Origin of the sequence: Bradyrhizobium sp. CCGUVB23 (assembly GCF_024199885.1) — a bacterium.
Taxonomy (GTDB): domain Bacteria; phylum Pseudomonadota; class Alphaproteobacteria; order Rhizobiales; family Xanthobacteraceae; genus Bradyrhizobium.
Map to the genome: position 1 here is coordinate 9,516,725 of NZ_JANADQ010000001.1, position 24,273 is coordinate 9,540,997.

Annotated in this window: 21 protein-coding genes; 7 read left to right on the forward strand and 14 right to left on the reverse strand. The window is 61.5% G+C overall.

The features are described from left to right. Positions 1–269 precede the first annotated feature (269 nt). From NLN62_RS44750 to NLN62_RS44800, 11 genes are all read right to left on the reverse strand, one after another. A complete protein-coding gene (locus tag NLN62_RS44750) occupies positions 270–971 on the reverse strand; it encodes an HpcH/HpaI aldolase/citrate lyase family protein (RefSeq protein ID WP_254112985.1) in 702 nt (233 codons plus the stop codon). A 16-nt stretch (positions 972–987) separates the two neighbouring features. Then, positions 988–1,791 (reverse strand): SDR family oxidoreductase, encoded by an 804-nt coding sequence (locus tag NLN62_RS44755; RefSeq protein ID WP_027527110.1) that lies wholly within the window; start codon positions 1,789–1,791, stop codon positions 988–990. A gap of 7 nt (positions 1,792–1,798) precedes the next feature. Next, a complete protein-coding gene (locus NLN62_RS44760; RefSeq protein WP_254112986.1) occupies positions 1,799–3,481 on the reverse strand; it encodes a hydantoinase B/oxoprolinase family protein in 1,683 nt (560 codons plus the stop codon). A gap of 13 nt (positions 3,482–3,494) precedes the next feature. After that, entirely contained in the window at positions 3,495–5,561 is a 2,067-nt protein-coding gene (locus NLN62_RS44765; protein ID WP_254112987.1) for a hydantoinase/oxoprolinase family protein, read from the reverse strand. Positions 5,562–5,786: 225 nt separating this feature from the next. Further along, a complete protein-coding gene (nac, locus tag NLN62_RS44770; RefSeq protein WP_254112988.1) occupies positions 5,787–6,728 on the reverse strand; it encodes a nitrogen assimilation transcriptional regulator NAC in 942 nt (313 codons plus the stop codon). Between the two features lie 95 nt (positions 6,729–6,823). Continuing rightward, positions 6,824–8,032: an aspartate transaminase gene (locus NLN62_RS44775; protein ID WP_254112989.1), complete on the reverse strand. Its 1,209-nt coding sequence runs from the start codon at positions 8,030–8,032 to the stop codon at positions 6,824–6,826. Positions 8,033–8,062: 30 nt separating this feature from the next. Beyond that, on the reverse strand, positions 8,063–8,803 hold the full coding sequence (locus NLN62_RS44780; protein WP_254112990.1) for an ABC transporter ATP-binding protein: 741 nt from the start codon (positions 8,801–8,803) through the stop codon (positions 8,063–8,065). After that, positions 8,796–9,566 (reverse strand): ABC transporter ATP-binding protein, encoded by a 771-nt coding sequence (locus tag NLN62_RS44785; RefSeq protein WP_027527116.1) that lies wholly within the window; start codon positions 9,564–9,566, stop codon positions 8,796–8,798. Before NLN62_RS44785 ends, NLN62_RS44780 begins: the two co-directional genes overlap by 8 nt. Continuing rightward, positions 9,563–10,549: a branched-chain amino acid ABC transporter permease gene (locus tag NLN62_RS44790; protein ID WP_027527117.1), complete on the reverse strand. Its 987-nt coding sequence runs from the start codon at positions 10,547–10,549 to the stop codon at positions 9,563–9,565. Before NLN62_RS44790 ends, NLN62_RS44785 begins: the two co-directional genes overlap by 4 nt. 43 nt (positions 10,550–10,592) lie before the next feature. Further along, entirely contained in the window at positions 10,593–11,465 is an 873-nt protein-coding gene (locus tag NLN62_RS44795; protein WP_027527118.1) for a branched-chain amino acid ABC transporter permease, read from the reverse strand. Positions 11,466–11,485: 20 nt separating this feature from the next. Then, entirely contained in the window at positions 11,486–12,670 is a 1,185-nt protein-coding gene (locus tag NLN62_RS44800; RefSeq protein ID WP_027527119.1) for an ABC transporter substrate-binding protein, read from the reverse strand. Positions 12,671–13,451: 781 nt separating this feature from the next. Between NLN62_RS44800 and NLN62_RS44805 the strand changes: the two genes are divergently transcribed. Then, the gene (locus NLN62_RS44805) at positions 13,452–14,213 is read left to right on the forward strand and encodes a C13 family peptidase (protein ID WP_245288237.1); all 762 of its coding nucleotides are present in this window, start codon (positions 13,452–13,454) and stop codon (positions 14,211–14,213) included. A gap of 52 nt (positions 14,214–14,265) precedes the next feature. Here NLN62_RS44805 and NLN62_RS44810 read toward each other — a convergent pair whose 3' ends face one another. The 3 genes from NLN62_RS44810 to NLN62_RS44820 form a co-directional block, all read right to left on the reverse strand. Continuing rightward, positions 14,266–15,762: an FGGY-family carbohydrate kinase gene (locus NLN62_RS44810; RefSeq protein ID WP_254112991.1), complete on the reverse strand. Its 1,497-nt coding sequence runs from the start codon at positions 15,760–15,762 to the stop codon at positions 14,266–14,268. Next, a complete protein-coding gene (locus tag NLN62_RS44815; protein WP_254112992.1) occupies positions 15,747–16,880 on the reverse strand; it encodes a M42 family metallopeptidase in 1,134 nt (377 codons plus the stop codon). The genes NLN62_RS44810 and NLN62_RS44815 overlap by 16 nt, the downstream gene beginning before the upstream one ends. Before the next feature lie 92 nt (positions 16,881–16,972). After that, positions 16,973–17,794, reverse strand: a complete 822-nt coding sequence (locus NLN62_RS44820; protein ID WP_254112993.1) for a BtpA/SgcQ family protein — start codon at positions 17,792–17,794, stop codon at positions 16,973–16,975. Between the two features lie 497 nt (positions 17,795–18,291). On the opposite strand from NLN62_RS44820, the gene NLN62_RS44825 reads away from it, so the two are divergent. The 6 genes from NLN62_RS44825 to NLN62_RS44850 all read left to right on the forward strand — a co-directional run bounded on the left by NLN62_RS44825 (position 18,292) and on the right by NLN62_RS44850 (position 24,272). After that, a complete protein-coding gene (locus NLN62_RS44825; protein WP_035664576.1) occupies positions 18,292–19,002 on the forward strand; it encodes an FCD domain-containing protein in 711 nt (236 codons plus the stop codon). A 110-nt stretch (positions 19,003–19,112) separates the two neighbouring features. Further along, positions 19,113–19,892 (forward strand): HpcH/HpaI aldolase/citrate lyase family protein, encoded by a 780-nt coding sequence (locus NLN62_RS44830; protein WP_063621807.1) that lies wholly within the window; start codon positions 19,113–19,115, stop codon positions 19,890–19,892. Beyond that, positions 19,889–20,938, forward strand: a complete 1,050-nt coding sequence (locus NLN62_RS44835; RefSeq protein WP_035664578.1) for an NAD(P)-dependent oxidoreductase — start codon at positions 19,889–19,891, stop codon at positions 20,936–20,938. The genes NLN62_RS44830 and NLN62_RS44835 overlap by 4 nt, the downstream gene beginning before the upstream one ends. A 68-nt stretch (positions 20,939–21,006) precedes the next feature. Continuing rightward, positions 21,007–22,455 carry an extracellular solute-binding protein gene (locus NLN62_RS44840; protein WP_027527126.1) on the forward strand — a complete coding sequence of 483 codons (1,449 nt, stop codon included), beginning with the start codon at positions 21,007–21,009 and terminating at the stop codon, positions 22,453–22,455. A 102-nt stretch (positions 22,456–22,557) separates the two neighbouring features. Next, the gene (locus tag NLN62_RS44845) at positions 22,558–23,436 is read left to right on the forward strand and encodes a carbohydrate ABC transporter permease (RefSeq protein ID WP_035664580.1); all 879 of its coding nucleotides are present in this window, start codon (positions 22,558–22,560) and stop codon (positions 23,434–23,436) included. Next, the gene (locus NLN62_RS44850; RefSeq protein ID WP_027527128.1) at positions 23,433–24,272 is read left to right on the forward strand and encodes a carbohydrate ABC transporter permease; all 840 of its coding nucleotides are present in this window, start codon (positions 23,433–23,435) and stop codon (positions 24,270–24,272) included. The genes NLN62_RS44845 and NLN62_RS44850 overlap by 4 nt, the downstream gene beginning before the upstream one ends. Position 24,273 lies beyond the last annotated feature (1 nt).

The window sequence follows — 24,273 nt, forward strand, 5'->3', positions numbered from 1 at the left end:
CCGCTTCAGAAGGCCCGCTCACATTGGCTGTAACAAGATTTTTCTTGATCTCCCGGTGCACACGTCGCGCACACGCCGCCTTCTAACTATTTGAAAAACCTAAACTCTCACCCCAATCCATCATGGGCCAATTTGGTCCAATTCCAGCCAAGACGATCGGGAGGGATCAATAGTGGTCTACTTTGCCGCCATGAACTGCCCTCCCCGCAACGTCTTACTTTGACCCAAGTCGACATACTTGGGAGTCAGGTCGCTTCGGTTGATGGAACCTATCGGCCGAGCACCTTCTTCACGCGAGCCAGCCCGACGCGAAGGAACGGATCGGAGTGAATGTAGAAATACCGCACGCCCTGCTCGAACCATGATGGCAGCTCATCTGCGGTGACGAGCGTGCCGGCGATCTTGCCTGCCGCCCGGATCGTCTTCACCGCAAATCCAACGCGCTCGATCACGGCCTGCGGACGCGGCTGACCGAATGGCGGGGCTGGCGGAAAGCCCATGTTCTGGGACAGGTCGCCGGGCCCGATGAAGAAGACGTCGACGCCCTCCACCGTGAGCAGCTCATCGATATTGTCGATCGCCAGCGGCGTCTCGATCATGCAAATGGTCAGCCGCTTCTCATGATCGGCGGGGCACGCATAGCGGACCGCGTCAACGATAGCACGCGCCTGATCGGCGGTATCGACCATCGGCACCATCAGGCCGTCGGCGCCCGCATTGAGATAGCGGATCAGGACAGGCCGCTCATGCGAGTGCGGGCGAACGATGGCCGCGCCGCCCGCGCCGCGGATCGCCTGTGCGGTGACGCGCACATCCTCAAAGCTCCAGGTGCCGTGCTCGCAATCGACGAAGATCGCATCCGCGCCGAGCTCGACCAGGCGCACCGCGAGGCCCGACGAGGTGTGGTGCGGCGTGAGCATGGTGACCGCCTCGCCCTTGGCAAGACGCTCGCGTAATTTGGCTCCGTTCATGGGAGATCCTTTTCCTTTAGCTCTTCGGCTTGTCCTTCAACCCCTCGGGCGCACCGACCCAGCGAGCGGTCTCGATGTCCGCGGACGTATCGCGCATGAAAGTCGGGCAGATGTGCAGTTCAGGAATCATGGCGCCCTTCTGCAGGCTGGCGCAGAGCAACACGGCGCGTGCGACATCGTGCGGATCGAGCATCACGGCGCGTTCGCTCTCGAGCGGCGGGCGCGCTCGATTGTCCATGATCGGGGTATCGGTCTCGCCGGGCAGGATGGTCGTCGCGCGGATACCCTGGTTGCGGTAGGTGTTGTGCAGGAAGGTCATGAAATTCTTCACGCCGGCCTTGGCCGCACCATAGGCGGCGCCACCGAGCAGGTTCGGAGTGACGACCGCGAGCGACGACACGGTGATGACCGTGCCTTCCTTCCGAGCGATCATGTCCTCCAGCACGGCCTGGGTCAGATTGAACACCGCGGTGAGATTGACGTTCACCGTCGCGTTCCACTCGGCCTCGCTGATAAAGCGGGCGTTCAGCACCTTGCTGGCGCTGCCGGCATTGTTGACGAGGATGTCGATCGCCCCAACGTTCCGCTTGGCCCAGGCAACTGTCTCCAAAATCGACTCGCGCGACGCCACGTCCAGCACATGGGCGACGGCCTTGCCGCCTGATTTCTCGATCACGCTGACGACGTCCCGCAGCGGATCGATCCGCCGTCCGGTCAGAACAACCGATGCGCCTTCCCCGGCAAGCAGGATCGCGGTCTCGCGTCCGATTCCCGTTCCCGCGCCGGTGACGAGTGCAACCTTTCCGTCGAGGAGACCCATGATACCCCTATTCGGCGGCAGTCGCCGCCACACTGGAGCGTTGATAGCCGTAAATCTGCCTCGCGGCCGCTGGCGTGATCAAGCCTTCGGCGAGGTCGAGCTCGATCGCAACCGCCGCGCGCTCCGATGTCCGTCCCCAACCGCCGCCGCCCGGTGTCTCGACCTCGAGGCGATCGCCGGTCTTCAGTACCACCTTGCCCTTGGGGAAGTGCGGTTCCCCATTTCGGGACACTTTGCCGGTGCTGCCCGACTTCCCGCCGACGACACCGAAGCACGGATGCCGCACGCGCTCGGACGCGAGGTAGATGTTCATCGGGTTGCGCCCGAGATTGCGCAGCACGACGCGCTGGCCGAGGCCGCCGCGGCTCCTGCCGGCGCCCCCGGAGTCCGCAATGAGCTCCTTGCACTCGGTGAGCGCAGGCACCGCGATCTCGAACATTTCGATCGCCGTGACGCGGCAATTGGACGGAAAGCTCAGGGTGTCCAGCCCGTCAAATTCGGCGCGGGCGCCCTGCCCGCCGTGGAAATTCTGCACCGAGCCATATTGCGAACCATCGTCGCGCCGACCCACGCAATTGGCGGCCCAGATCGGCGCACCGCCGCTGTCGCCCATCACCTTGTCAGGCACCACGCCCTCCAGCGCCTTGAAGATCAGAGACGGAATGACATGGCCAATCAAGTTACGCGAGTTGCCCGCGGTCCACTGCTCGGGATTGAGGATGGACCCGAGCGGCGCCTCGTCCGTGATCGGCGTGATGCAACCCTCGTTGTTCGGGGTATCGGGGTCGAGCAGGCATTTCAGCGCGTAGACCGAATGGGCGTAGCGGTAGTTGGTGCGGCAATTGATCGAGTGAAGAATTTGCTCTGATGTGCCCGTGTAGTCGACATGAATGGAATCGTCGCGGATGATCACGGACGCCTTGAGCGTCACGTCGGTGTCATAGCCGTCGAGCAGGACCTCGGCGCTATAGGTGCCGTTCGGCCATTGCCGGATCGCGCGCCGGGTCTGCGCTTCGGAGCGGGTGTGGATGGCGACGGCCAGCTCGTCGATGCTGTCGAGACCATACTCGTCGAGAAGTTTGACCAGCTCGCGGCCCATGACGTTGTTGGCCGCGACCATGGATTCGAGATCGCCCATCACCTCGGTCGGCAGGCGAACGGACGCGGCGATGATGTCGAGAACGTCCTGGTTGGGGACGCCGGCCTTGTGCAGCTTCACGATCGGGAAGCGAATGCCCTCTTCGAAGATGTCGCTCGCTTCGGAGTGCAAGGGAGCGCCGCCAATGTCGGGCAGATGCGCGATCGAGCCGGCATAGGCCACGACCTTGCCGTTCTTGAAGATCGGCGTGATCATGGTCACGTCGGGCAGATGGCCGGTGCCGATCTCCGGATCGTTGGTGGCGAGCACGTCGCCTTCCTGGAGCGTCTCGGCCGGGAACTTCGGCAGGAAGTATTTTTGCGCGGCGACCGGCAGCGAGGTGATGAACACCGGGATCGACCAGGTGCACTGCGCCAGCGCGCGGCCGCGGCTGTCGAGCAGCACAGTGACATAGTCATGGTTCTCGCGCACGATCGGCGAGAACGCGGTGCGGCCGAGCACGATGTCGGCCTGATCGGCGATGAAGATCAAGCGATTCCACATCACCTGCAGATTGATCGGATCGTTGAAGTCGGCAGCGTTCGCGGACATGAGGGCGTAGTCCTTAGGCGATGTTGATCACGAGATTGCCGTTGATGTCGACATGCGCCGTGCCGCTCGGCCCGACCACCGCGGTCGACTCGCGCTGCTCGACGATCGCCGGCCCCTGGATCGCTTCGCCGACGGGGAGTTTGTAGTGGTCGTAGACCGGCGTATCGACGAAGCCGCCGGCTTCGCTGAAATAGACCGAGCGGGTGCCCTTGCGGGCCTCGGCGGCGTGGCGGGTGTGCGGCGGCGTGACCTGATCCTTCTCGCCGCTGGAGCGCAGGCGCCAGGTGATCACCTCGACGGACGAGCCCGCGACGGTGCGGCCGAACAGCTCGCAATAGAGCTTGTAGAAATTGGCGAGCAACTCCTCATGGAATTGCTTTGGCGGCAGGCTGCGATCCGGCAGCGCGACCGTGATCTCGTGGCCCTGGCCGACGTGACGCATGTCGACCGTGTAGCTGTTGGTGATGGTCTCCGGCGCAACGCCGGCGGCGCGCACGACCTCAGCCCCTTGGGCCGAGAGATCGCCGAGCAGGCGATCCATCGCGGCAAAGTCCCAATTGTCGACCTGCATCGGGAAGCTCGCGGACAGATCAACCGCGACCGGCGCGATCAAGAGGCCGATTGCCGACGTGACACCGGCGCCGGTCGGGCAGATGATGCGCCTGATGCCGAGCTTGCGCGCGATGCCATAGGCATGCACCGGCCCGGCGCCGCCGAAGGCGACCATCGGCAGGCTGCGTGGATCGACGCCGAGGTCTGTCGCGTGAACCGCCGCGGCCTTGCTCATGGATTCATTGACGAGATCGTGGATGCCGAAGGCGCAGCGAGAAACGCTGACGTCGAGCGAGGCCGCGAGCTTCGTCATCGCGGCGAGCGCGGCGTCCCTCGACACCTTGAACGAGCCGCCGACGAAGGATTCGGTGCCCATATAGCCGAGTAGGATATCGGCGTCCGTGACGGTCGGCTCGGTGCCGCCGCGCTGATAGGCCGCCGGCCCCGGCAACGCCCCCGCCGACCGCGGACCGACGTCGAGCAGGCCGAGCGGATTCTTCGCCGCGATCGAGCCGCCGCCGGCGCCGATCTCGATCATGCGGATCGACTGGATTTTCAGTGGGAAGCCCGAACCCTTGCGAAAGCGGTGATAATGCGCGACCTCGAGGTCGGTGCCGACCGTCGGCTCACCGTTCGGGATCAGGCACAATTTCGCGGTGGTGCCGCCCATATCGAAGGACAGCACGCTGCCTTCGCCGGCGATACGGCCGAACTCAGCGGCGGCGACGGCGCCGGCGGCCGGCCCCGATTCAATCAGTCGCACCGGTAGCTCAGCGGCGCGGCTGCTCGGCACGAGGCCGCCCGACGAGGTCATCCAGAGCACCTGGCGATGGATGCCCCTGGCGGAAAACTCGCGTTCGAGATGGGCGACGTGGCCCGACATCTGCGGTCGCGTATAGGCATTGACGACGGTAGTCGAGGCACGGTCGAACTCGCGAACCTCCGGACAGACCTCGGACGACAACGACACGAAGATATCGGGATCCTCCTCGCGCAGCAGCGCTGCAATGCGCTGCTCGTGATCCGGATATTTATAGGCGTGCAGCAGACAGACGGCGACGGACTTGATGCCTTCCGTACGCAACCGACCGGCGATCTCGCGGACCGTCTCCTCCTCCAGCGCCGTGATGACCTCACCGTCAGCCGAGATCCGCTCGATCGCGCCAAAGCTGTTGGCACGGGTCACCAGCGGATCGGGATACTTCAGATTCAGATCGTAGAGATCGTAGCGCCCCTCGTTGCGGATGCGCAGCATGTCTTGGAAGCCGGCCGTCGAGATGAACCCGGTCTTGACGCCCTTGCGCTCCAGCACGGCATTGGTGACGACGGTGGTGGCACCGAGCACCTGAAGGCTGTCGAGATCGACGACGTCGCCGAACTCGGCGAGCAGTTCAGAAACCCCGCGAACCACGGCCTCGGCCGGGTTGGTTGGCGTGCTCAGCACTTTGTGAAGATGAAGTTCGCCCTTGTCGTCGAGCAGCGCGAAATCGGTGAAGGTGCCGCCGGTATCGAATGCGAGCTTGGCCATCTTTTTCCTCGAAGCGATCGCCTTCACGACGATGCTGATCCGTCGAAATCGCCTGCAGATCGTGCGATCAAATCCACGACGTATTCGAAGGTAGGAAATGCGGTCGCACGCGACCACCACAACTCCGGTCTGCCGCCATAGGTTTTGTTTATGGCTCGACGAAACCGGCGCGATGCAACCGCCGAGCATGGCGAGGCGCGGCACTTTGAAGTGCAAGCGTGTTGTCTAGACGGTCCGGATGCCCTGCGGATGGCTCCGCATCAGCTTCTCGACGACGGTCAGCAGGACTGCGCGCGTGGCAAGCGCCGGCTCCGACAGCGGCAGATGATCGGAGACGCACAAGGAGACAGTCGCCTCGATGGCGGGGCGCACCAGCCGCCGCACCTCGACGCCGGCAAAGCTCGACGCGCTGGCGGCCGCAACCGAGGCCGGCAGGATGGTCGAGCCGAGCCCCTCGGTGACGGCGGCGCCAAGCGCGGAGACGGACTCGATCTCAGAGGTCACATTCGGCGTCACTCGCGCCCGCGCAAGCGATTCATCGATCAGGCGCCGCAAAAAGTGGCCCTGGCTCGGCAGCAGCAGCTTGACGTCGGCCAGCGCCGACAGCGGTAGCGGCTCATCCGCTGGCTTTTTCGCCGCCGGCCCGGCGCGCGAGACAAGATACAGTTCTTCGCGAAACAGCGGTTGCAGCTTGACGCCTTTGATCGGGCCGGAGCCGTAGATCATGGCCATGTCCATCTTGCCGGTCATGATCAGCTCACTCAGTACATGACCAAAGCTGTCATTGATATGGACGATGATCTGCGGATGCAGCGTCGACATCTCCTTCAATATCGGCAGCGACAGCGTGCTCGATGCCGAATAGGTCGCAAGGCCAATCGACACTCGCCCGGCCAGCGCCTTGGTCGATTGATCGATATCGATCTGCGCCTGTTCGATCTGCTTCAGCAGCAATTGGGCGTGGCGATAGAGGATCAGGCCGGCTTCGGTCGGGACGATGCCGTGGTTGGAGCGGAGCAGCAGCTTGTGCTTAAAGTGGCTCTCGAGCGCGGCGATCTGCTGGGAGAGCGCCGGCTGCGCCGTCCGCAACAGGCCGGCGGCGCGCGAGACGCTGCCGGCGTCGACGACTTTGACAAAGCTCTTCAGCTTCCTGAAATCGACGCTCATCTCTGTCGAACGCTATTCCTCAAATCTGTGCCGACACTATCCTTTATCTAGCCCCTTGATTTCAATGAGTTTCTTCCTGGGATCGCCGTTTTCGCTCAGCGCAGGGCGCGGCAGGCCCGCTCGATCCGGTCGCAGGCGTCCTTGATCGCGTCCATCGAGGTCGCGATCGACAGGCGGAAATACGGCGACAGGCCATAGGCCGCGCCCTGCACGGCGGCGACGCCGACTCCGTCAAGCAGATAGAGCACGAAGTCGAGATCGTTCTCGATCACCTTGCCATCTGGCGTGGTCTTGCCGATCACGCCGGCACAGCCGGGATAGAGGTAGAAGGCGCCATCAGGCACGAGGCACGACAGGCCCGGGATCGCATTCAGCCGCGCGCATGCGTAGTCGCGACGTTCCTTGTACAGCTTGACGCTGTCGCGCACGAACGACTGGTCGCTGGTCAGCGCATGAGCCGCTGCCGCCTGGCTGATCGACGACGGACAGGAAGACATCTGCGATTGCAGCTTGTTGATCGCCGCGACCAGCGGCGCGGGGCCGGCGGCATAACCGATCCGCCATCCAGTCATGGCATAGGTTTTGGACACGCCATTGGTCAGCAGAATGCGATCCTTCAAGGCCGGCACCGCAGCCGCCAACGTGGTCGCAGGCTCGTCGCGGTACCAGATTTGGTCGTAGATATCGTCTGACAGCACAAGGACATTGGGATGGCGAAGCAGCACAGCACCGAGCGCCTCGAGGTCGCTGCGGGAATAGGCCGCGCCGGTCGGGTTCGACGGCGCATTGAGGATCAGCCAGCGCGTCTTCGGCGCAATCGCGGCTTCCAGCGCCTCGGCCGTCAACTTGAAGCCCTGGTTCTCCGAGCAGCGGACAATCACGGGCTTGCCGTCATTGGCGATGACCATGTCGGGATAGGACACCCAATAGGGTGCGGGAATGATGACTTCGGCGCCCTCCTCCACGCTCGCCATCAGCGCCAGGAACAGGATCTGCTTGGCGCCGCCGCCGACGCAGATCTCATTGTCCGCATAGTCGAGCCCAAGGCGGCGCTTGTAGTCGGCGATCACAGCCTTGCGCAGCGCAACCGTGCCGTTGACGGCGGTATATTTGGTCTCGCCGCGGTCGATCGCCTCATGCGCCGCCTGCTTGACGTCGTCGGGCGTATCGAAATCAGGCTCGCCGATCGCCATGTCGACGATGTCGCGGCCGGCGGCCTTCAGCTCGCGCACCCGCGCGGACGCCGCCGTGGTCGGTGATATCTTGATGCGCGAGACGCGCGCGGCCGGCACGAAGATCGTCACTGTGATCGTCCTTTTAGTTTGTTAATCGCGTCAGTGTTCGACGTCGGTCTCACCGCGCATGCGGCCGGTGAGGAAGAGCTCGCCGAGTTCGTCATGGGTGATGTCGGCGGGACGGCCGTCCCAGATCACCTTGCCGAGCCGCAGGATGACGGCGCGCTGAGCCACCGCCATCGCCTTCTTGGTGTTCTGCTCAACCAGCAGGATGGTCTGGCCGGCTGCGTTGATGCGCAAGAGCTCGTCGAACACGATACCGATCGCGGTCGGCGACAGGCCGACCGAGGGCTCGTCGACCAGCAGGATCTTTGGCCGCTGCAGCACGGCCATCGCGACCTCGAGCAATTGCTGCTCGCCGCCGGACATGTTACCGGCGAGCGTATTCCGGCGCGTCTTCAGGATCGGGAACAGATCATAGACATAGTCGCGCTCCGCCTTCACTCTGGCATCGCGCAGCGTGTAGGCGGCCATCTGCAGGTTCTCGTCGACCGTCATCACCGGAAAGTTGCAGCGGCCCTGCGGCACCCAGGAGATTCCCTCGGCCAGGATCGCGCGGGACTTGAAGGCCGAGATGTCCTTGCCCTGCCAGTTGATGCTGCCGCCCTTGACGGTCGTCATGCCGTAGAGCGTCTTGAGCAGCGTCGACTTGCCGGCGCCGTTCGGCCCCATCAGCGCGACGAACTGGCCCTGTGGCACGTCGAGATCGACGCCGTTGAGGATGTCGAGCGAGCCGTAGCCGGCGCGCAGACCCTTGATCGAGAGAGAGGGTTCAGCCACCGAGATAGGCCTCCCTTACCGCCTGGTTCTGGACGATTTCGTCGGGTGTTCCTTCCGCAAGCTTGCGGCCCTGGTCGAGCACGACCACGCGCTTGCACAGGCTCGTCACCACGTCGATATTGTGCTCGATGATCAGGAAGCTGACGCCGAAGGAGGTGTTGGCGAGGCGAATGCTCTCGACCACGCGCTCGATTAGCTTTGGATTAATGCCGGCCATCGGCTCGTCGAGCAGAATGAGCTTCGGCTCGGGCATCAGCATCGAGGCGAACTGGATCAGCTTCTGCTGTCCACCGGAGAGCTTGCCCGCGGGCTGGAAGCGCACGTCCCAGAGGCCGGCGATCTTGATCAGCTCGCGCGCCCTCTCCCTTAGGGCCGTGACGCGGTTGCGCGCGGCGGCGCCGATGCCAAAGGTCGACCAGATCCCCGGAAAGGTGAACATCTGGCCGGCGATCACGAGGTTCTCCTCAATATCGAGCGCTGAGAACACCACTGTCTTCTGGAACGAGCGCAGCATGCGCCCTTCGCGGGCTATGTCGTTCAGCGACCAGCCCGTGATGTCCTGGCCGTCGAGCTTCACCGCTCCCGCGCTGGGCTTCGCAAGCCCGGTCACGCAGTCGAAGAAGGTCGATTTTCCGGACCCGTTGGGTCCGATCAGCCCGCAGATCTCGCCACGATCGACATGCAGGTCGACGCCGTCGACCGCACGCACGGCGCCGTAGGATTTGCAGAGGCCCGAGATGTCGAGGATCGGCAGCCCGCTCATTTGCGCCTCTCGAGGAATGACCAGAAGCGGCCGATCAAGGGAGCGAACCCGTTCGGGAAGTAGAACACAAGGGCGAGCAGGAAGAAGCCGTAGGCGATCATCCGCAGCTCCGGCGCGACGCGCAGGGCTTCGGTGAGGCCGACGAACAGCAGGCTGCCGAAGATGACGCCCGAGATGGTCCCCGCCCCGCCGCCGAGTACGATGATCAGCATCGTCGTCGAGTAGTACATCTGGAAGGTCAGCGGGCTGACCACGGTCAAATAGTGCGCATAGAGGCTGCCGCCGAGCCCGGCAAACACGGCGCTGATCATGAAGACGACCAGCTTGTAGTGCCAGGTAGGGATGCCCACGGATTCAGCGAGCGTCTCATTCTCGCGGATCGCGATCATGTTGCGGCCGGCCGGAGAGCGAACGATCAGATAGACGGCCAGGGTTGCCAGCGCAGCGATAGCGAGCACCAGATAGTAGAAGCCGACGGTGCCGGAGACCGTGAACGAAGCCGGCCCCAGTGCGAAGTAAGGCTTTGGTATCGCCGCCAGTCCCATGTCGCCGCGCGTCAGGCTGATCCAGTTCTTGGCGATGGCCTGGCCGATAATGACGAAGCCTAACGTGCACATCACGAAGGAGGTGGCGCGCAGCCTCAAGGCCGGGATCCCCAGCGGCAGCGCGATCGCACCAGTCACAAGGCCAGCGGCGAGGAAATTCAAATAGAACGGCGTGCCGAAATGCACCGCCAGCAACGCGGAGGCATAGGCGCCTATGCCGAAGAACGCCGCCTGCGCCAGCGACAACAGGCCGGTGTATCCGAGCAGCAGGTTGAGACCGTGGGCCGGCAGCAGGAAGATCAGGGCGATGATGATCGCGTGCAGCGGGTAATTGCCGAGGAACAGCGGCGCGACACAGGCCAGCGCGACGAGCGCGAAGCCGAAGGGAATGCGGAGATCCGGTCCCCTCCTCACGGCCGGGCTTGCGGCTGATGTCATGGTCTGGTCTCGGACGATCTCGGTCAATGTCACATCCCAGCGATCAGAAGCGCGCCTGCGCGGAGAACAGCCCGTGCGGACGCCACATCAGTACGAGCATCAGGGTCGCAAAGCCGACGGTGTCGCGGAACTGCAGGCCGACATAGGTGGCAACCAGGCTCTCGGCGATGCCAAGGATCATCGCCGCGACGAAGGTGCCGCGGACATTGCCGAGCCCGCCCATGATGATGATCGGCAGCGTCTTGAAGGTGATGAGCTCGCCCATGCCGCCGTAGACGCTCACATTCACCGGCGCAGTTAGCACACCCGACAGCGCCGCAAGGCAGGCGCCGAGGATGAAGGTCCAGAGCGCAACATGGCGGACGTCGATGCCGACCACCGCGCAGCACTCGATGTTCTGCGAGACCGCGCGCATCGCCTTGCCGATCCGGCTGTAGGTCACCATCAGCTCGAGGCCGACGAACACGATGAGGCCGACGATGATGATCAGGATGCGCTGCTCGGCCAGCGTGAAGCCGAACAGGCTTACCGGCTCGATATAACCGCCGGAGAAGAACTTGTAGCTGCCGCCGAACACCAGGATGATGGTGTTCTGCAGGATTAACGCGACGCCGAGCGTTGCTAACACGCCGGCCTCGGCGGGCGCTCCCACGATCCGCTGCATCACGAAGTTGCCCACGACGACGGCGATCACCGCCGTCGCCACCACGCCGATCACGATCGCCGCAGGATAGGGCAGATCGAAATAGTCGATCGCGAACCAGGCCCCGAAGGTGCCGAGCATATAGTATTCGCCATGGGCGAAGTTGATGGCGCGCAGCACGCCGAAGATCATCGTCATGCCGACGGCAACGATCGCATAGACCGATCCAGATACGATGCCGTTAACGATCTGCTCGATGACCGTGTAGAACATGTTGATCCCGTTGCGCTGCCCTATTTCGGATAGTCGATCTCGGCCGAATAGGCTCCCTTGATGACCGGCTTGCCATTCTCGATCTCGAGAAGGATCATCGGCAAGCGCGCCTGGTTGTGATCGTCGAAGGTCACTTCGCCAACCGCGCTCGCATAGTGGATGTTGGACAGCGCGGTGCGGACCTTCTCGCGGTCGATGCTCTGGGCCTGCTCGATCGCCTTGGCCAGCAGGTGCACGGTCTCCCAGTGCACATAGGCGTGGTTATTGGGCGCCTCGCGGAACTCGGCGGTGAACTTCTCGACAAAGGCCTTGCTCTTCTCGGACTCATAGGCCGGAAGCCAGGCCGCCGCCTCGATGGCTCCTTCGAGCGCCTTCGGCGCCGCCTTGATGGAGCTTGCCGTATTGAACTCGGCGTTCCCGATCAGCGGAATCTTGCCGGCGATCCCGACTTCCGTCATCTGGCGCCCGACGATGGGCGTGCTATCGGCATTGCCGTACATGATGATGGCCTGGGCGCCGGAATCGCGGATCTTGGACAGCACGCTGCGGAAATCCACTTCGCCTTCCTTGTAGTAGTCTTCCGTCAGGATCTGGCTCTTGAAACGAGGCAGGTACTTCTTGGTGAACTCAATGGCCGCGCGCCCATAATCGCTGTCGACCGAGAGCACAGCATATTTGGTAAACCCCTTCTTCTCGGCGGCGTATTGCAGCACGATCAAAGCGCGGTTCTCGTCGGTCGGATAGTTGCGGTAGGTCCATTTGAAGCCGCCGACGCCCGCCTTGTAGGTGATCTTCGGATTCGACGACGCCGCATTGAGCAGGAGCACGCCGGCATCCTCGGCCACCGGCTGCATCGCAAGCGTCACCGAGCTCGAGACGTCGCCAATGATGAAGTCGACTTGATCCTGGTCGATCAGCCGCCGCGTCGCCGAGACACCCTCGACCGGCGTCCCCTGGCTGTCACCGGCCATGATGTTGATCTTGCGCCCGCCGACTCCGCCGGCATCGTTGATTTCCTTGGCCGCCATTTGCGCGCCGCGTAGCGAGAAAGCGCCATAGCGGGCATTCGGCCCGCTCATCGGCGCTACGAGGCCGAGCTTGACGGTTCCATCCTCGCTTCGGGCGAAGGCGCTTGAGGAAACGGCTTGCAGTCCAACAAGGGCCGTTCCGATGCAAAATCCCCGCCGGCTCAACTCGATCGTCATGTCCCCGCTCCGTTGCTGCTGCAAATGTGCGTCCTCCAAATTCTGCCACTTCCGTGGTCTTCTTCGATTTTGGCGGCGGCTAGCGGTAAAAAATAGATTTACGTGCGTCAGCTGGGGAAGCACGACTGCGGTCTGCCGCCATAGCGAATTTTTATGGCGGCGCCCCTGCGCTCCGTCGGTTACCGCGCTCTATGTGCAGCTAGCGTGTGCGAGAGACCGCTAAGAGATATCCGCTTAAGTTAGGTTCGCCCTGTGCTCGCTGCCCACCGGCGGCCTTTTCGCCTTCCGCGCAAGCCAGAGCGAACGGCGCTTCTGCTACTCAGCGCCTCGGCGAAATCGTCGACCAACAAAGTAACCGACGTCCGCCGCTCCAGTGCGGCGCTACCTATATTGGAAGACCTGCTCACGTTATCTGTGATGAGATCTTTCTTGATCTCCCAGTGCACATATCGTGCACACGCCCACTTCCAACCATTTGAAACACCTGAACTCTCGCTCCGCTCCATCATGATGGGCGCAATGGAAAATTTGCGATCTAAGCTTTTCATTTTAGAGAGATATTTCTACTCTCGGCCCTTTGTATGATTGGACCGATTGAGAAATCTGGTTTTGGCCAAGCTTCCGGTGTTGGGCTCTTCTAGGACCATATATGCATGAATTGGAAGCGGAAATCGCCTCTTCGGGTTCTCGGTGCACACGCCGTGCACATGAAGGGGTGTCGCCCAACAGGCGGAGCACCGGAACATCTTTGGCCCTTTGCCAGCCGAAAGCGAGGTTCACCATGATCTCCAACACCATCACCTCGAAGTCCTGGATCAGGCGACATGGCGCGCCGCTCGTTGCTTTTGCCTTGGCCCTCACGCTTTCGGTTTCGACCGTGCATGCCAACGAGGATGCCCACAAGGTCGGCGTGGTGTCCTTTGGCCTTTTTGGCGATCAAGGCGTGTTTCAAAGCGAGGCGATCGGTGCAGCCAAGGTCGTCGCAGATCGTTTCGAAGTTGGCCCGATCGAGGTGCGATACAATTCGAAGAAGGGTGGCAGCGCTACGGCCGAAACGCTGGCCAGGTCGTTACAGGTTGCAGCTGGCCGCCTGGACGCCGAGAACGACGTTTTGTTCTTGATTCTCACCTCGCATGGCTCGCCAGACGGCCTTGCAATCAAGGCTGGGCGGCTTGTGCAAACGCTCACGCCATCTCGTCTCGCCGAGATGCTCGGAAAGACCGGCGTGCGCCACAAGGTGGTGATCATCTCGGCCTGCTACTCTGGAGTCTTCATCCCTCGTCTCGCGAATCCCGATGTCTTGGTCATCACAGCGGCCGACGCCGATCATCCGTCGTTCGGCTGCGAGGACAAGGCGAAGTGGACCTATTTCGGTGACGCCTTCTTCAACGTCGCGCTCCGTCGAGCCGAAAGTCTGAAAGATGCATTTGCCAGTGCGCGCGCGCTCGTCAGGAGGCGAGAGCTGCGTGAGCATTTCGAGCCGTCGAATCCCCTGATGGCAGGTGGCGAAAACGTGCAGCCCTTGCTGGTTGCCCGTCCTTGAAGCGATCGGCCACGCTCGTGATAGCCACGCCAGCTCCCTTCGGCCCCATCGACTAGCTTGCCGTGGACCGTCGCATCATACCTCTGTTGTTGACGTAAAGCGCTTTGAAAGCGGCGTGATCGACCTCGTAGCGATTGCGGTTGGCCTCATTCGGCGCGATTTGAGACACAATCGGGTTAATGCGGTCGATATCCTCCGGCACGAAGATCCCGCACCCTATTCCTGCGAGAAAGGCAGATCCGAGCGCAGCACCCACCGTCTGCCGGCGCACATTCTGACGGACGTCCGCAATGTCGCTAACGCATTGTGTCCAGAGTGGATTCTGCACGCCGCCTCCGGCGGCATAAATGCTTCGAGCCGGCTGTATTTCGGCAAAGCCGTCGAGATTGTGCCGGGTGGCGTGCCCGATTCCCTCGATCAGCGCACGATAGACATCGCCGCGCCGGTGCGCGAGCGTCAGGCCGCAGATCAGTCCCTTGGCCTGCGGATCGTTGATTGGCGTTCGCTCACCACTGAAATAGGGCAGCATCAAAATGCCGTTTGCGCCCGGCGGACTTTTGATCGCCTCTTCCATCAACGTCTGGAAGGATGAATCCTCGTCGCAAAGTCCGGTCATTTCCTTGCGAAACCATTGGGTGAGACCGCCTCCAGTCGCAAGCCCGCCCATGACGCTCCAGGTGTTCTCGAACAGAAACGGCGCGGCCCAGAAACGGGAGTCGACGACAAGATCGGCATTGACCTGGATGAAGAAGGCCGTAGTGCCATACATGATCATCAGGTCACCCGCCTTTTGCACACCGACGCTGATCGCTTCGCTCGCCGCATCGATGGTGCCAGCGATCACAGCCGTGCCGGCGGCAAGCCCGGTTTCGCGCGCGGCCTCAGAACTCACGTGGCCGATAATCTCCGTTGTCCAGGCTATTTCAGGCAGCCAGTCGACCGGGCAAATCCGTTCGATGGTCTCGTCATGCCAATCTTTGGCGGCAAGGTCGTAGAATGGCGTGTAGCAGGACGCGCCGTAGTGATCGACGACCCACCGTCCCGTCAATCGGTGAACGATAAAGGTCGGACACCCGACGATCCGCGCAGTTTTGCGGAAAGTGTCAGGCTCGTGCTTGGCAAGCCATCGTACCTTCGGGCCGACAGACTGTGTCGTCAGCGGATTGCCGGTTCGGGCCAGCACGGCCGGTGCGCCGAGTTCAGCGTTGAGCTCTTCGATTTCGGCTTCGGCGCGGGTATCCACGCCATACAGGATGGCTGGACGTAGCGGCTTTCCGGCTTCTGTCACAGGCAGCGCACAGGGGCCAATCCCGCTGCACCCGACAGCAGCGATCGCGGCCGGGTTGATCCCACTGTCCACGATCAGCCGCTGGCTCAGCGTGCGAAAGCCCTCCCACCAATCCTGCAGCGCATCATGTTCGGCAAGTCCTGGCCCCGGCACACGCATGTCGTGCTTGCGCTGCGCCGTTGCCCGAATAGTACCGGCCTCATCAAGCAGGACGCCTTTGCTGGAATAACTGCCAATATCGATGCCTAGGAGGTGGCGCATGAATATCTCCTCCGTTCGAAGGAGAAGCCTGCTTTCATATCGCGCAGAGCCAGTGCAAGCAGTGCCGCTATCTGTTCAAGATCGGCAAGGTCGCAGGTTTCGATCGGCGCATGCGTGTAGCGTGTCGGATAGCCGATATCGATGGAGGGAATTCCTTCACCCACGAGCTGAACGTACGAGGAATCGGTCAGGCAGCCGGTGTGAGCGCTGCGCTGGATCGGCATGCCCACACGGCCTGCTGTCTCCACGAGATGATTGAGGAGCGCGGGATGCGCAAGCGTGCCATTGAGCGTGCCGCGCCCGTGGAAGCTGTAGAGGCCAAGCGCCGGGCCGCCGCCAAGCTGCAGTTCGCCGCGCTCCGCGAGATCAGGCGTATCGGAGGCGACCATGATGTCGATCGAAATGGCGGCATCTGGCCCGAGACGCTCGGCCGCAAGCATGGCGCCGCGCAGATTGAACTCCTCCTGGACCGAAAAGACCGCATGCAGCGTTGCGGGAACGGGTTCATCCAGAAGTCTCTGCACGAGGTCCATAAGCGCGGCGCAGCCGGCGCGGTCGTCGATCGCCGTTCCGGACACACGGGTACCGGCCAACCGTTCGAAAGAGGGGCAGTACGTGACGGGCGCACCGATTTCGACGCCGAGGGCGCGAACCTCTTCCGCCGATGTGGCGCCGAGATCGAGGAAGAGCTTGTCATAGCCGAGCACCTGGCCCTTTTCGTCTTGCGGCGTGGCATGGTGTGCCTTGACACCGACGACGCAGGGGATCTGCCTGCCGTGCTGGTTCATGATCACCAAGCGGAGGCCCGGCAGCACACGTTCGGGCACGCCCCCGAGCCGTTCCACCCGAACGAAACCGTTCGCTTCGATCCGCCGTACCACGAGGCCAAGCTGATCGGTGTGGGCGAAGACCATCACCGATGGAGCAGCGGGGTCTGCCCCCTTCACCGTGAGGGTCAGATTCCCGAACGCATCGCCGTGACTCTCGACGCGGCGGTCGGAAAAGGTGGCCCGGATGTAGTCGCTCACCGGATCTTCGTAGCCGGAAAGACCAGGTATCAGGCAGAGCTCTTTGGTCCATGCCTCGATGCGTGTGAGGCTGCGTTGGTCAATCGTCACTTTGGTCCAATCTGGTCCGGTACCGGACCTTTGCGGGTCAGCGGATCTGGATCGAGCCGGCACCGCTGGCTGCCGGATCGGGCGAACATTTCCTAAGCGACCGCGCGCGAGGCAGAGCGGATCGCTTTGACCTTGTCCATGAAGGCCTTGACACGCGCCGGATCGACCGGATTCTCGAAGATGCCGTCGACCTTGAATGTCGATCCCACGACTGCCCCGTCCGAAACGGCGAGCTGGCGTTCGATATTGTCGATCCGGCAACCCGTGTTGCAAAGCACGGCTGTGCCCGGCACGGCCGCTTTGACCGTGGAAAGGACCTGGGTGTCTGTTTCGGCGCCAGCGGTGAGGCCGGATACGCAGATGGCGTCAGGCCGGTTGTTGAACGCGGTCGAGCGGGCGATATCCGCAATCGGGCGATCGCCCAAATAGGCGGCGGCTTCGGGCACGATGTTGAATAAAAGCCTGAGCTTCGGGGCGAGCCTTGCCTTGTGGCGCGCCGTTTCACCGACATTGGTATTCCACAGCCCGAAATCGCTGGCGTACACCCCGCTCATGATCTCGCGGATGAAGCTTGCTCCGGTAGCGGCTGCAAGATCGATCGAAGCAATGGGATCCCACAAGACGTTGACACCAAACGGCACCTTGATGAAGCGCATGAGCTCGCCGACGACGCGTGCCATGGCCACGGTGGTTTCGGGACGTACCTTGGTCAGGTAAGGAAGGCTGAACTCGTTGGAAAACATTACAGCGTCGGCACCGCCGTTCTGAAGATGGTCGAGATCGGCTTGGGCCATTTCGACCACTCTCCTCATCCCGCCGGCCGCATCATATCCGGGATCGCCCGGCAATGCCTGCAAGTGACACATGGCGATGATCGGCTTGTCGACATGAAAGGTTTCCTTGAGCCACTGCATGAGCGTGTCCTCTTTCGATCTTTATTCGGCCAAAGCATTTCGCTGCGGCACAGCATCGCGGAAGATGGCCCCTCACCTTGATCTGCCGTAGATGGACGTCGGCCAAGACCATCCTACCATATGCGTCAGGCTCTCAGCGCTCCCTCGGTTCGCCAGGCCGAGACAACGGAATGCGTTCGTTCCTCTTGCCTCATTCTAATCGATAATGGCCACGAGTTCGTCGAGAGGCCCCGCTGTTTGTCCCGTCCCTGCTAGCTGCGGCCCGACGGCAGTTCGGTCATCATGCACGATTGGCGACGCAGGCAAGCATGGTTCGATTAGTCCGCTTTGCGAAAGGCCGCCGATCCGCGTGTGGCGCTTCGCATTGAAGGCTTGCTGTCGGCCTTTGCTGCGCTTGAGGTCTGGACCCATCTCCTCGGACGCCTCTCGTCAATCATGGCGCTTATTGACAGCGGCAACAGCAGGACCTAGCCTGCCCTGGTATACTAGGTATACCAATGTCCCCTCAGCTCAAACGATCGCGTCTCTTTGAGCAGGTTGTCGATATCCTCGAGCAGAGGATACGCGATCGGGAATTGGTGGCTGGTGCCGAGCTGCCATCGGAACGTCAGCTCATGGCGGAATTTGGCGTTGGCCGGACAGCCATCCGCGAGGCATTGTTTCATCTGCAGCGCGCAGGGCTCGTCGATCTCCGGGCGGGTTCGCGGGCACGGGTCACAGCGCCGAATGCTGAAGTCGTTATGACGTCGCTGTCGAGCAGTGCCAAATATCTGCTCTCCGACGATGACGGCGTCCGTCATTTCCAAGATGCGCGTGCCCTCTTTGAGACTGGCCTGGCACGTGATGCCGCACGCAACGCCACAGCAAAGGATATCCGTTACCTGAGCGATGCGCTTGACGCGAACTACAAGTCCATTGGTGACGTTCAACGCTTTGAGGACTCGGATATAACATTTCACTACGCGATCGCTACGATCCCCAAGAATCCCATCTATGTGGTCATGCACCGAGCCATCATCGATTGGCTCGTCGACCAAAGGCGTGTGACGCTCAGCTATCCCGGCCAGAACCGCGTCGCCTTCGACGCGCATGTCGCGATCTTCGAAGCGATCAAGGCACACGATCCGGAACTTGCCGATGCCCGCATGCGCTCGCACCTCGATCAGGTTGGCAAGCTCTACTGGAAGGTCCGGAGGGCGGGCAAATGAACGGTTTGCGGACAGGACCAGCGCCAACCTGATCGCGAACAAGAACGTCGAATGGGTTTGATCTCAACTCCGAGGGATCGAACAACAGACGCCAAACGGGAGGATGAACAATGGCTCGTGCCGGACTTAAGCAAATGACCCGCACGCCAGAGGCCAAGCTTGGTCATTTCATCGTCGAGTTTGCCACTCCTGGAATTGGCCATATCCTCAAACAAGCGGGTTGCGATTTCGCACTTTTCGACCTGGAGCATTCGGGCTTCGGTTTCGAAACAGTCAAGAGTGCTGCACGCTATTTTGAAGCCGCAGGGTTGCCGGCCATCGTCCGTGTGCCTTCAAAGGAATATCACCACATTGCGCGCGCCTGCGACGCTGGAGCGGAAGGGATCATGATCCCGATGGTTAGCACTGCCGCAGAAGCAGAGGCCGTCGTTAGTTGCATGAAATATTATCCGGACGGGCGACGTGGCGTCGCCTTGAGTATTGCGCATGATGCCTATGGGCAGGGCCCGGTACCCGAGAAGCTTGCGGCTGCCAACGAACGGACAACGCTGTTCTGCCAAATCGAGACGGCTGAAGGCGCCGAAAATGCCGACGGGATTGCCGCCGTCGATGGCGTCGACTGCCTGTGGGTCGGCCATTTCGACCTGTCAGTATCGCTTGGCATCCCCGGCCAGTTCGACCATCCGAGATTTCTGAAGGCGGTCGAGCAGACGATTGCGGCCGCCAAGAAGCACAAGAAAGCACTCGGCCGCCTGGTACCAACTACCGAGGTCGGCATATCGCTCTACAAGCAAGGCTTCGATTTCTGCTGCTATTCGGGTGACGTGTGGGTGCTTCGGGATGCGCTGACGGCCGCAATCACCACCTTGCGGAAGGGATGCATGACATGAACGCGCCATTCCGTGTTGCCCTTTCAGGTGACTTCAGGAAGCCCGACGGCTCGGCCGTCTACCCCGATTTCGATCTGAAGCCTCTGCTGGAGACCCCCGGCGTGGAAATGGCCTATCTGGATAACGCCAACCCTCTGCGCAGCAGCGATCTTGAAGGCTTCGACGCACTTATCCTGCTGGCTCACCGCTTTGCGCCCGAAAGCGCCCCCAAAAACGGCAGGCTCAGCATCATAGCCCGCTTTGGCGTCGGCTATGACACGGTGGATGTGCCAACCTGTACCGCCGCAGACATCGCGTTGGCGATCACGCCGGACGGCGTGCGCCGCCCTGTCGCAGTGTCGATCATGACCTTCATTCTGGCACTCGCCGGAAAGCTGATGGTGAAGGATAAGCTTACCCGGCAAGGTCCGCCGGGTTTTGCCGCCCGTGGCGAGCATATGGGCTTTGGCCTGGTCGGCAGGGTGCTCGGTTCGATCGGTATCGGCAATATCGGAGCCGAACTGTTCCGGCTCGCCAAGCCGTTCGACATGAGGTTCATCGCTCATGATCCATTTGCGGATTCCAAGCTGGCGGCCGCGCTGGGAGTCGAACTCGTCGGTCTCGACGACCTCTTCGCCCGCGCCGACATCGTTACGGTGAACTGTCCACTGACGGCCGAGACACGCCATCTCGTGAACGCAGACCGCCTCGCCCTGATGAAGAAGACCGCCTTCTTCATCAACACTGCGCGCGGACCAATTGTCGATCAAAACGCGCTCACAGACGTTCTGGCGAGAAGGCGGATCGCTGGCGCCGCCCTCGATGTATTCGAGCAGGAGCCGACCGATCCGTCCGATCCGCTGTTCGCACTCGACAACGTCATCGTGACGCCTCACGCACTTTGCTGGACCGATCAGTGCTTCGCCGGAAATGGCGCAGCCGATGTCAGGGCTGTGCTCGACATTCAGCGCGGGCAGATTCCGAGCGGTATCGTCAATCGCGCCGTACTCGAGAAACCGAATTTCCAACGCAAACTGGAGGAGTATCGCCGCCAATTTGCCCATTGAGAATTCCTCGCCGCTAACGAGCGAGGGACATTTGAAAGGCTCTGCCATTCAAGGAACGGGAGGATATAATGATCAATAGACGTGATTTCGGAAAGATTGGTCTGGTCGCCGGCCTCGCCGCAACAATGGGAAGGCCGGCGTGGGCTGCGTCAGCCGCCGACACCGCCGTCAAGGCCGCGCAGCAATACAAGGGGCGCACGATCACGATTGTCTGGGAGGCAGGGCTGCAGTCGCTCGATCCCACTCACTTCTCGGGTCCGAAGTGGAAAGAGCTGACCGGGATGGACGTGAAGGTCGTCGAGGTCGCGACTGCCGAGATGTTCACCAAGATCATGCAGGACTACAAGTCGGGAGCCGGCGCCTATGACGCTCTCAACGTCATACCTGCCTGGATGCCCGATCTTGCCCAGGCCGGCGCGCTCGAGGTCCTCGACCCCTATGTCGAGAAATACGGCTACGCTCCCGAGCTACAGACGATTGCGCCGACCTATCGCGACAACCAGATGAAAGTGGGCGGCAAGATCTACGGCTTCCCCGACGATGGCGACGTTTTCCTGATGTACTATCGGCGCGACCTCTTCGAGGATCCGGCCGTACAGAAGGCCTTCAAGGAGAAGACCGGCAAGGACCTCGCGGTACCGAAGACATGGGCGGATTTCGATGTCGTCGGAGCTGGTCTTACGGCCATCCTAAAAGACAAGGGCATCTACGGCGCCTCCTTCTTCCGGCAGCCTCCCTACGCGATGTACATGTTCGAGGAACGCTTCCGCAATGAGGGCGGCAAGTTCTTCGACGCTGACACCATGAAGGCCACGATCAACTCCGATGTCGGCGTCAAGGTCTTCACCGACATGCGCAACGAGAACAAGTTCATGCCGCCAGGCGTGGAGCAGTTCGGCTTTGTGGAGAATCTCGCGACTTTCCTGCAGGGACAATCGGCCATGACCATCTCCTGGCCACCCTATGGGCGCTGGGCCGAGGGTTATGGTACGGACCAGGAGGCACTGAACTGGGTCCCGAAAACAACTATCGCAGGCAAGGTAGGCTACGCCTTACCGCCGGGAGGACATCCCGAGCTCGCTGCAGGCTTTGCGTTGTCGATTTCGTCCACCTCGAAAAACAAGGACGCCGCCTATCTGTTCATCCAGTGGCTCAACAGCGAAGATGTGAGCCGCCAGCGCGTTCAGCTTCCCTATACGCTACGCGATCCGTTCCGCGACGCGCACTACGCGGATCCTGGCTATCTCGCCCTGTGGCCAAATGCCAAGGACTATCTGGCGGCCTTGAAACAGGCCTCGCAGACGGGTCTTCTCGATCTGTCGCTTCTGCAAACCGACAAATATGAGGAGGTCTTGCGCCAGGCGATTTCAAAGCTGTGGGCGGGCGACGATCCGAAGACGATCCTCGATGCGGCAGCAGCCCAGTGGAACGACATTACGCAGAAGATCGGCGTCGACAAGCAGAAGCCGGTCTATGCGGCCTGGGCCGCTGAGTCCGGCGCCTATCCGAAAACATAAGCACGCCGCTCCCTCTCCCCTCTCCCGCTTTCCAGCGGGAGAGGCTCCGCCCACTGTCGACGACGGCACGAGACCAAAGCGGAACGTATCCCGAATTCAGCCATGGCCGCCATCGCCCATCCCGACCGCAACTTCAAATACTGGCTGATCTTGCCGGCCGTCTTCCTGCTCTTGCTGGTCGGCCTGTTCCCACTGATCTTCTCGCTGGTGGTGAGCTTCATGCGCGTCACCATGCTGGAGACTGACACATCCTTTGCCGGATTGGTGAATTACGTCCAGCTCTTTCATGACGCGAGACTATGGCAGTCGCTCCTCCACACACTGCTTATCATGGTCATAGCCCTGCCCATCGAGCTGCTTCTCGGCCTCGCCATGGCCTACCTGTTCCTCGACCGTATGCCCGGACGACAGCTTCTGGTTTCGCTGCTGGTGCTGCCGACAATCATCTCACCGATCGTCGCCGGCGCCACATGGCGGCTCCTGTTCGATAACCGCTATGGTCCGATCAACCAGATCATTGGCTGGTTCGCTGGCCACCCTGTGCCGGCCCTGTGGACAGTCAATCCCGGACTCGTCTATCCCGCCATCATCTTCTGCGAGATCTGGCAGTGGACACCGTTCATGTTCCTGATCTTGCTCGCCGCCCTTTCCAATGTCGACCGCTCATTAACCGAAGCCGCTGAGATCGACGGAGCGCGCTTCTGGCGCAGCTTCCGCTATGTTGTCCTCCCCGCAATCTTTCCGGTGATGTCGATCGCCATTCTGATCCGTGGCCTCGACCTCTTCCGCATCTTCGACATCATCTGGGCGCTCACGGCGGGCGGTCCCGGCACGATGACCGAGACCATTTCCGTCTACACCTATGTCCAGGGATTCAAGCAGTTCGAGTCGAGCTATACGGCGGCGATCGCCTTCCTTGTCATCGCGCTTCTCACCGTCATCGTGACCTGGGCTATTCGGCGCATGGGGCTGGCAAAATGAAAGGCGCACCGTTTCATCGCCGCAAGGAGACGAAGCTCGTCTTGCGCTATCTCATGGCAGCGTTCCTCGTCGTTATATTTGTCTTTCCGATCTACTGGCTGTTTGCCATTTCGTTCAAGACCCCAGGCGAGATCTTCGCTTTTCCACCGGTGTGGTATCCGAAGAGCATCCAGTTCAACAATTATGCGGTGCTGTTCAAGGATGGCGATGCCAAAACGGTCGGCAACAGCCTGGTACTCTCTTCGGTATCAACCTTCTTCGCCATGATCTTCGGCACCATCGCCGCCTACTCACTGGCGCGCTTCAAGACGGGCGGCGAAAACCTCGGCGTTTGGATTATATCGCAGCGCATGATGCCTCCCGTGGCCATCGCATTTCCGATCTTCCTCTTCTATGTCTGGCTCGGCTGGGTCGATACCTACATCGGGCTCATCATCCTCTATACGGCCTTCAGCCTGCCCTATGTGATCTGGATGATGCGGGGTTATATCGAGGAGATTCCGCTAGAGCTCGAAGAGAGCGCCCTCATCGACGGCTGCAATCGTTGGGAGGTCCTGTGGAAGGTGGTATTCCCGATGGCGCGCTCCGGACTGTTCGCCACCGCGGTCTTCACCTTCGTCTTTTCCTGGAACGACTTTCTGTTTGCACTGGTGCTCACCCGCACCGAGGTCACGACCTACACGGTCCAGGTCACGCATTACTTTGGAGGCCAGTCGAATTTCTGGTCCAAGATCGCCGCGATGTCGGTGCTTGGGACCATTCCTGTATTCATCACCGTCGCAACGCTGCAGCGCTATCTCGTCCGCGGCATATCCATGGGCGCAGTCAAGGGTTAAC

Coding starts and splice junctions, on each gene's coding strand:
- NLN62_RS44750 (WP_254112985.1), bottom strand. CDS start 971: ATGAACGGAGCCAAATTACGCGAGCGTCTTGCCAAGGGCGAGGCGGTC.
- NLN62_RS44755 (WP_027527110.1), bottom strand. CDS start 1,791: ATGGGTCTCCTCGACGGAAAGGTTGCACTCGTCACCGGCGCGGGAACG.
- NLN62_RS44760 (WP_254112986.1), bottom strand. CDS start 3,481: ATGTCCGCGAACGCTGCCGACTTCAACGATCCGATCAATCTGCAGGTG.
- NLN62_RS44765 (WP_254112987.1), bottom strand. CDS start 5,561: ATGGCCAAGCTCGCATTCGATACCGGCGGCACCTTCACCGATTTCGCG.
- nac (WP_254112988.1), bottom strand. CDS start 6,728: ATGAGCGTCGATTTCAGGAAGCTGAAGAGCTTTGTCAAAGTCGTCGAC.
- NLN62_RS44785 (WP_027527116.1), bottom strand. CDS start 9,566: ATGAGCGGGCTGCCGATCCTCGACATCTCGGGCCTCTGCAAATCCTAC.
- NLN62_RS44790 (WP_027527117.1), bottom strand. CDS start 10,549: ATGACATCAGCCGCAAGCCCGGCCGTGAGGAGGGGACCGGATCTCCGC.
- NLN62_RS44795 (WP_027527118.1), bottom strand. CDS start 11,465: ATGTTCTACACGGTCATCGAGCAGATCGTTAACGGCATCGTATCTGGA.
- NLN62_RS44800 (WP_027527119.1), bottom strand. CDS start 12,670: ATGACGATCGAGTTGAGCCGGCGGGGATTTTGCATCGGAACGGCCCTT.
- NLN62_RS44805 (WP_245288237.1), top strand. CDS start 13,452: ATGATCTCCAACACCATCACCTCGAAGTCCTGGATCAGGCGACATGGC.
- NLN62_RS44810 (WP_254112991.1), bottom strand. CDS start 15,762: ATGCGCCACCTCCTAGGCATCGATATTGGCAGTTATTCCAGCAAAGGC.
- NLN62_RS44820 (WP_254112993.1), bottom strand. CDS start 17,794: ATGCAGTGGCTCAAGGAAACCTTTCATGTCGACAAGCCGATCATCGCC.
- NLN62_RS44825 (WP_035664576.1), top strand. CDS start 18,292: ATGTCCCCTCAGCTCAAACGATCGCGTCTCTTTGAGCAGGTTGTCGAT.
- NLN62_RS44830 (WP_063621807.1), top strand. CDS start 19,113: ATGGCTCGTGCCGGACTTAAGCAAATGACCCGCACGCCAGAGGCCAAG.
- NLN62_RS44835 (WP_035664578.1), top strand. CDS start 19,889: ATGAACGCGCCATTCCGTGTTGCCCTTTCAGGTGACTTCAGGAAGCCC.
- NLN62_RS44840 (WP_027527126.1), top strand. CDS start 21,007: ATGATCAATAGACGTGATTTCGGAAAGATTGGTCTGGTCGCCGGCCTC.
- NLN62_RS44845 (WP_035664580.1), top strand. CDS start 22,558: ATGGCCGCCATCGCCCATCCCGACCGCAACTTCAAATACTGGCTGATC.
- NLN62_RS44850 (WP_027527128.1), top strand. CDS start 23,433: ATGAAAGGCGCACCGTTTCATCGCCGCAAGGAGACGAAGCTCGTCTTG.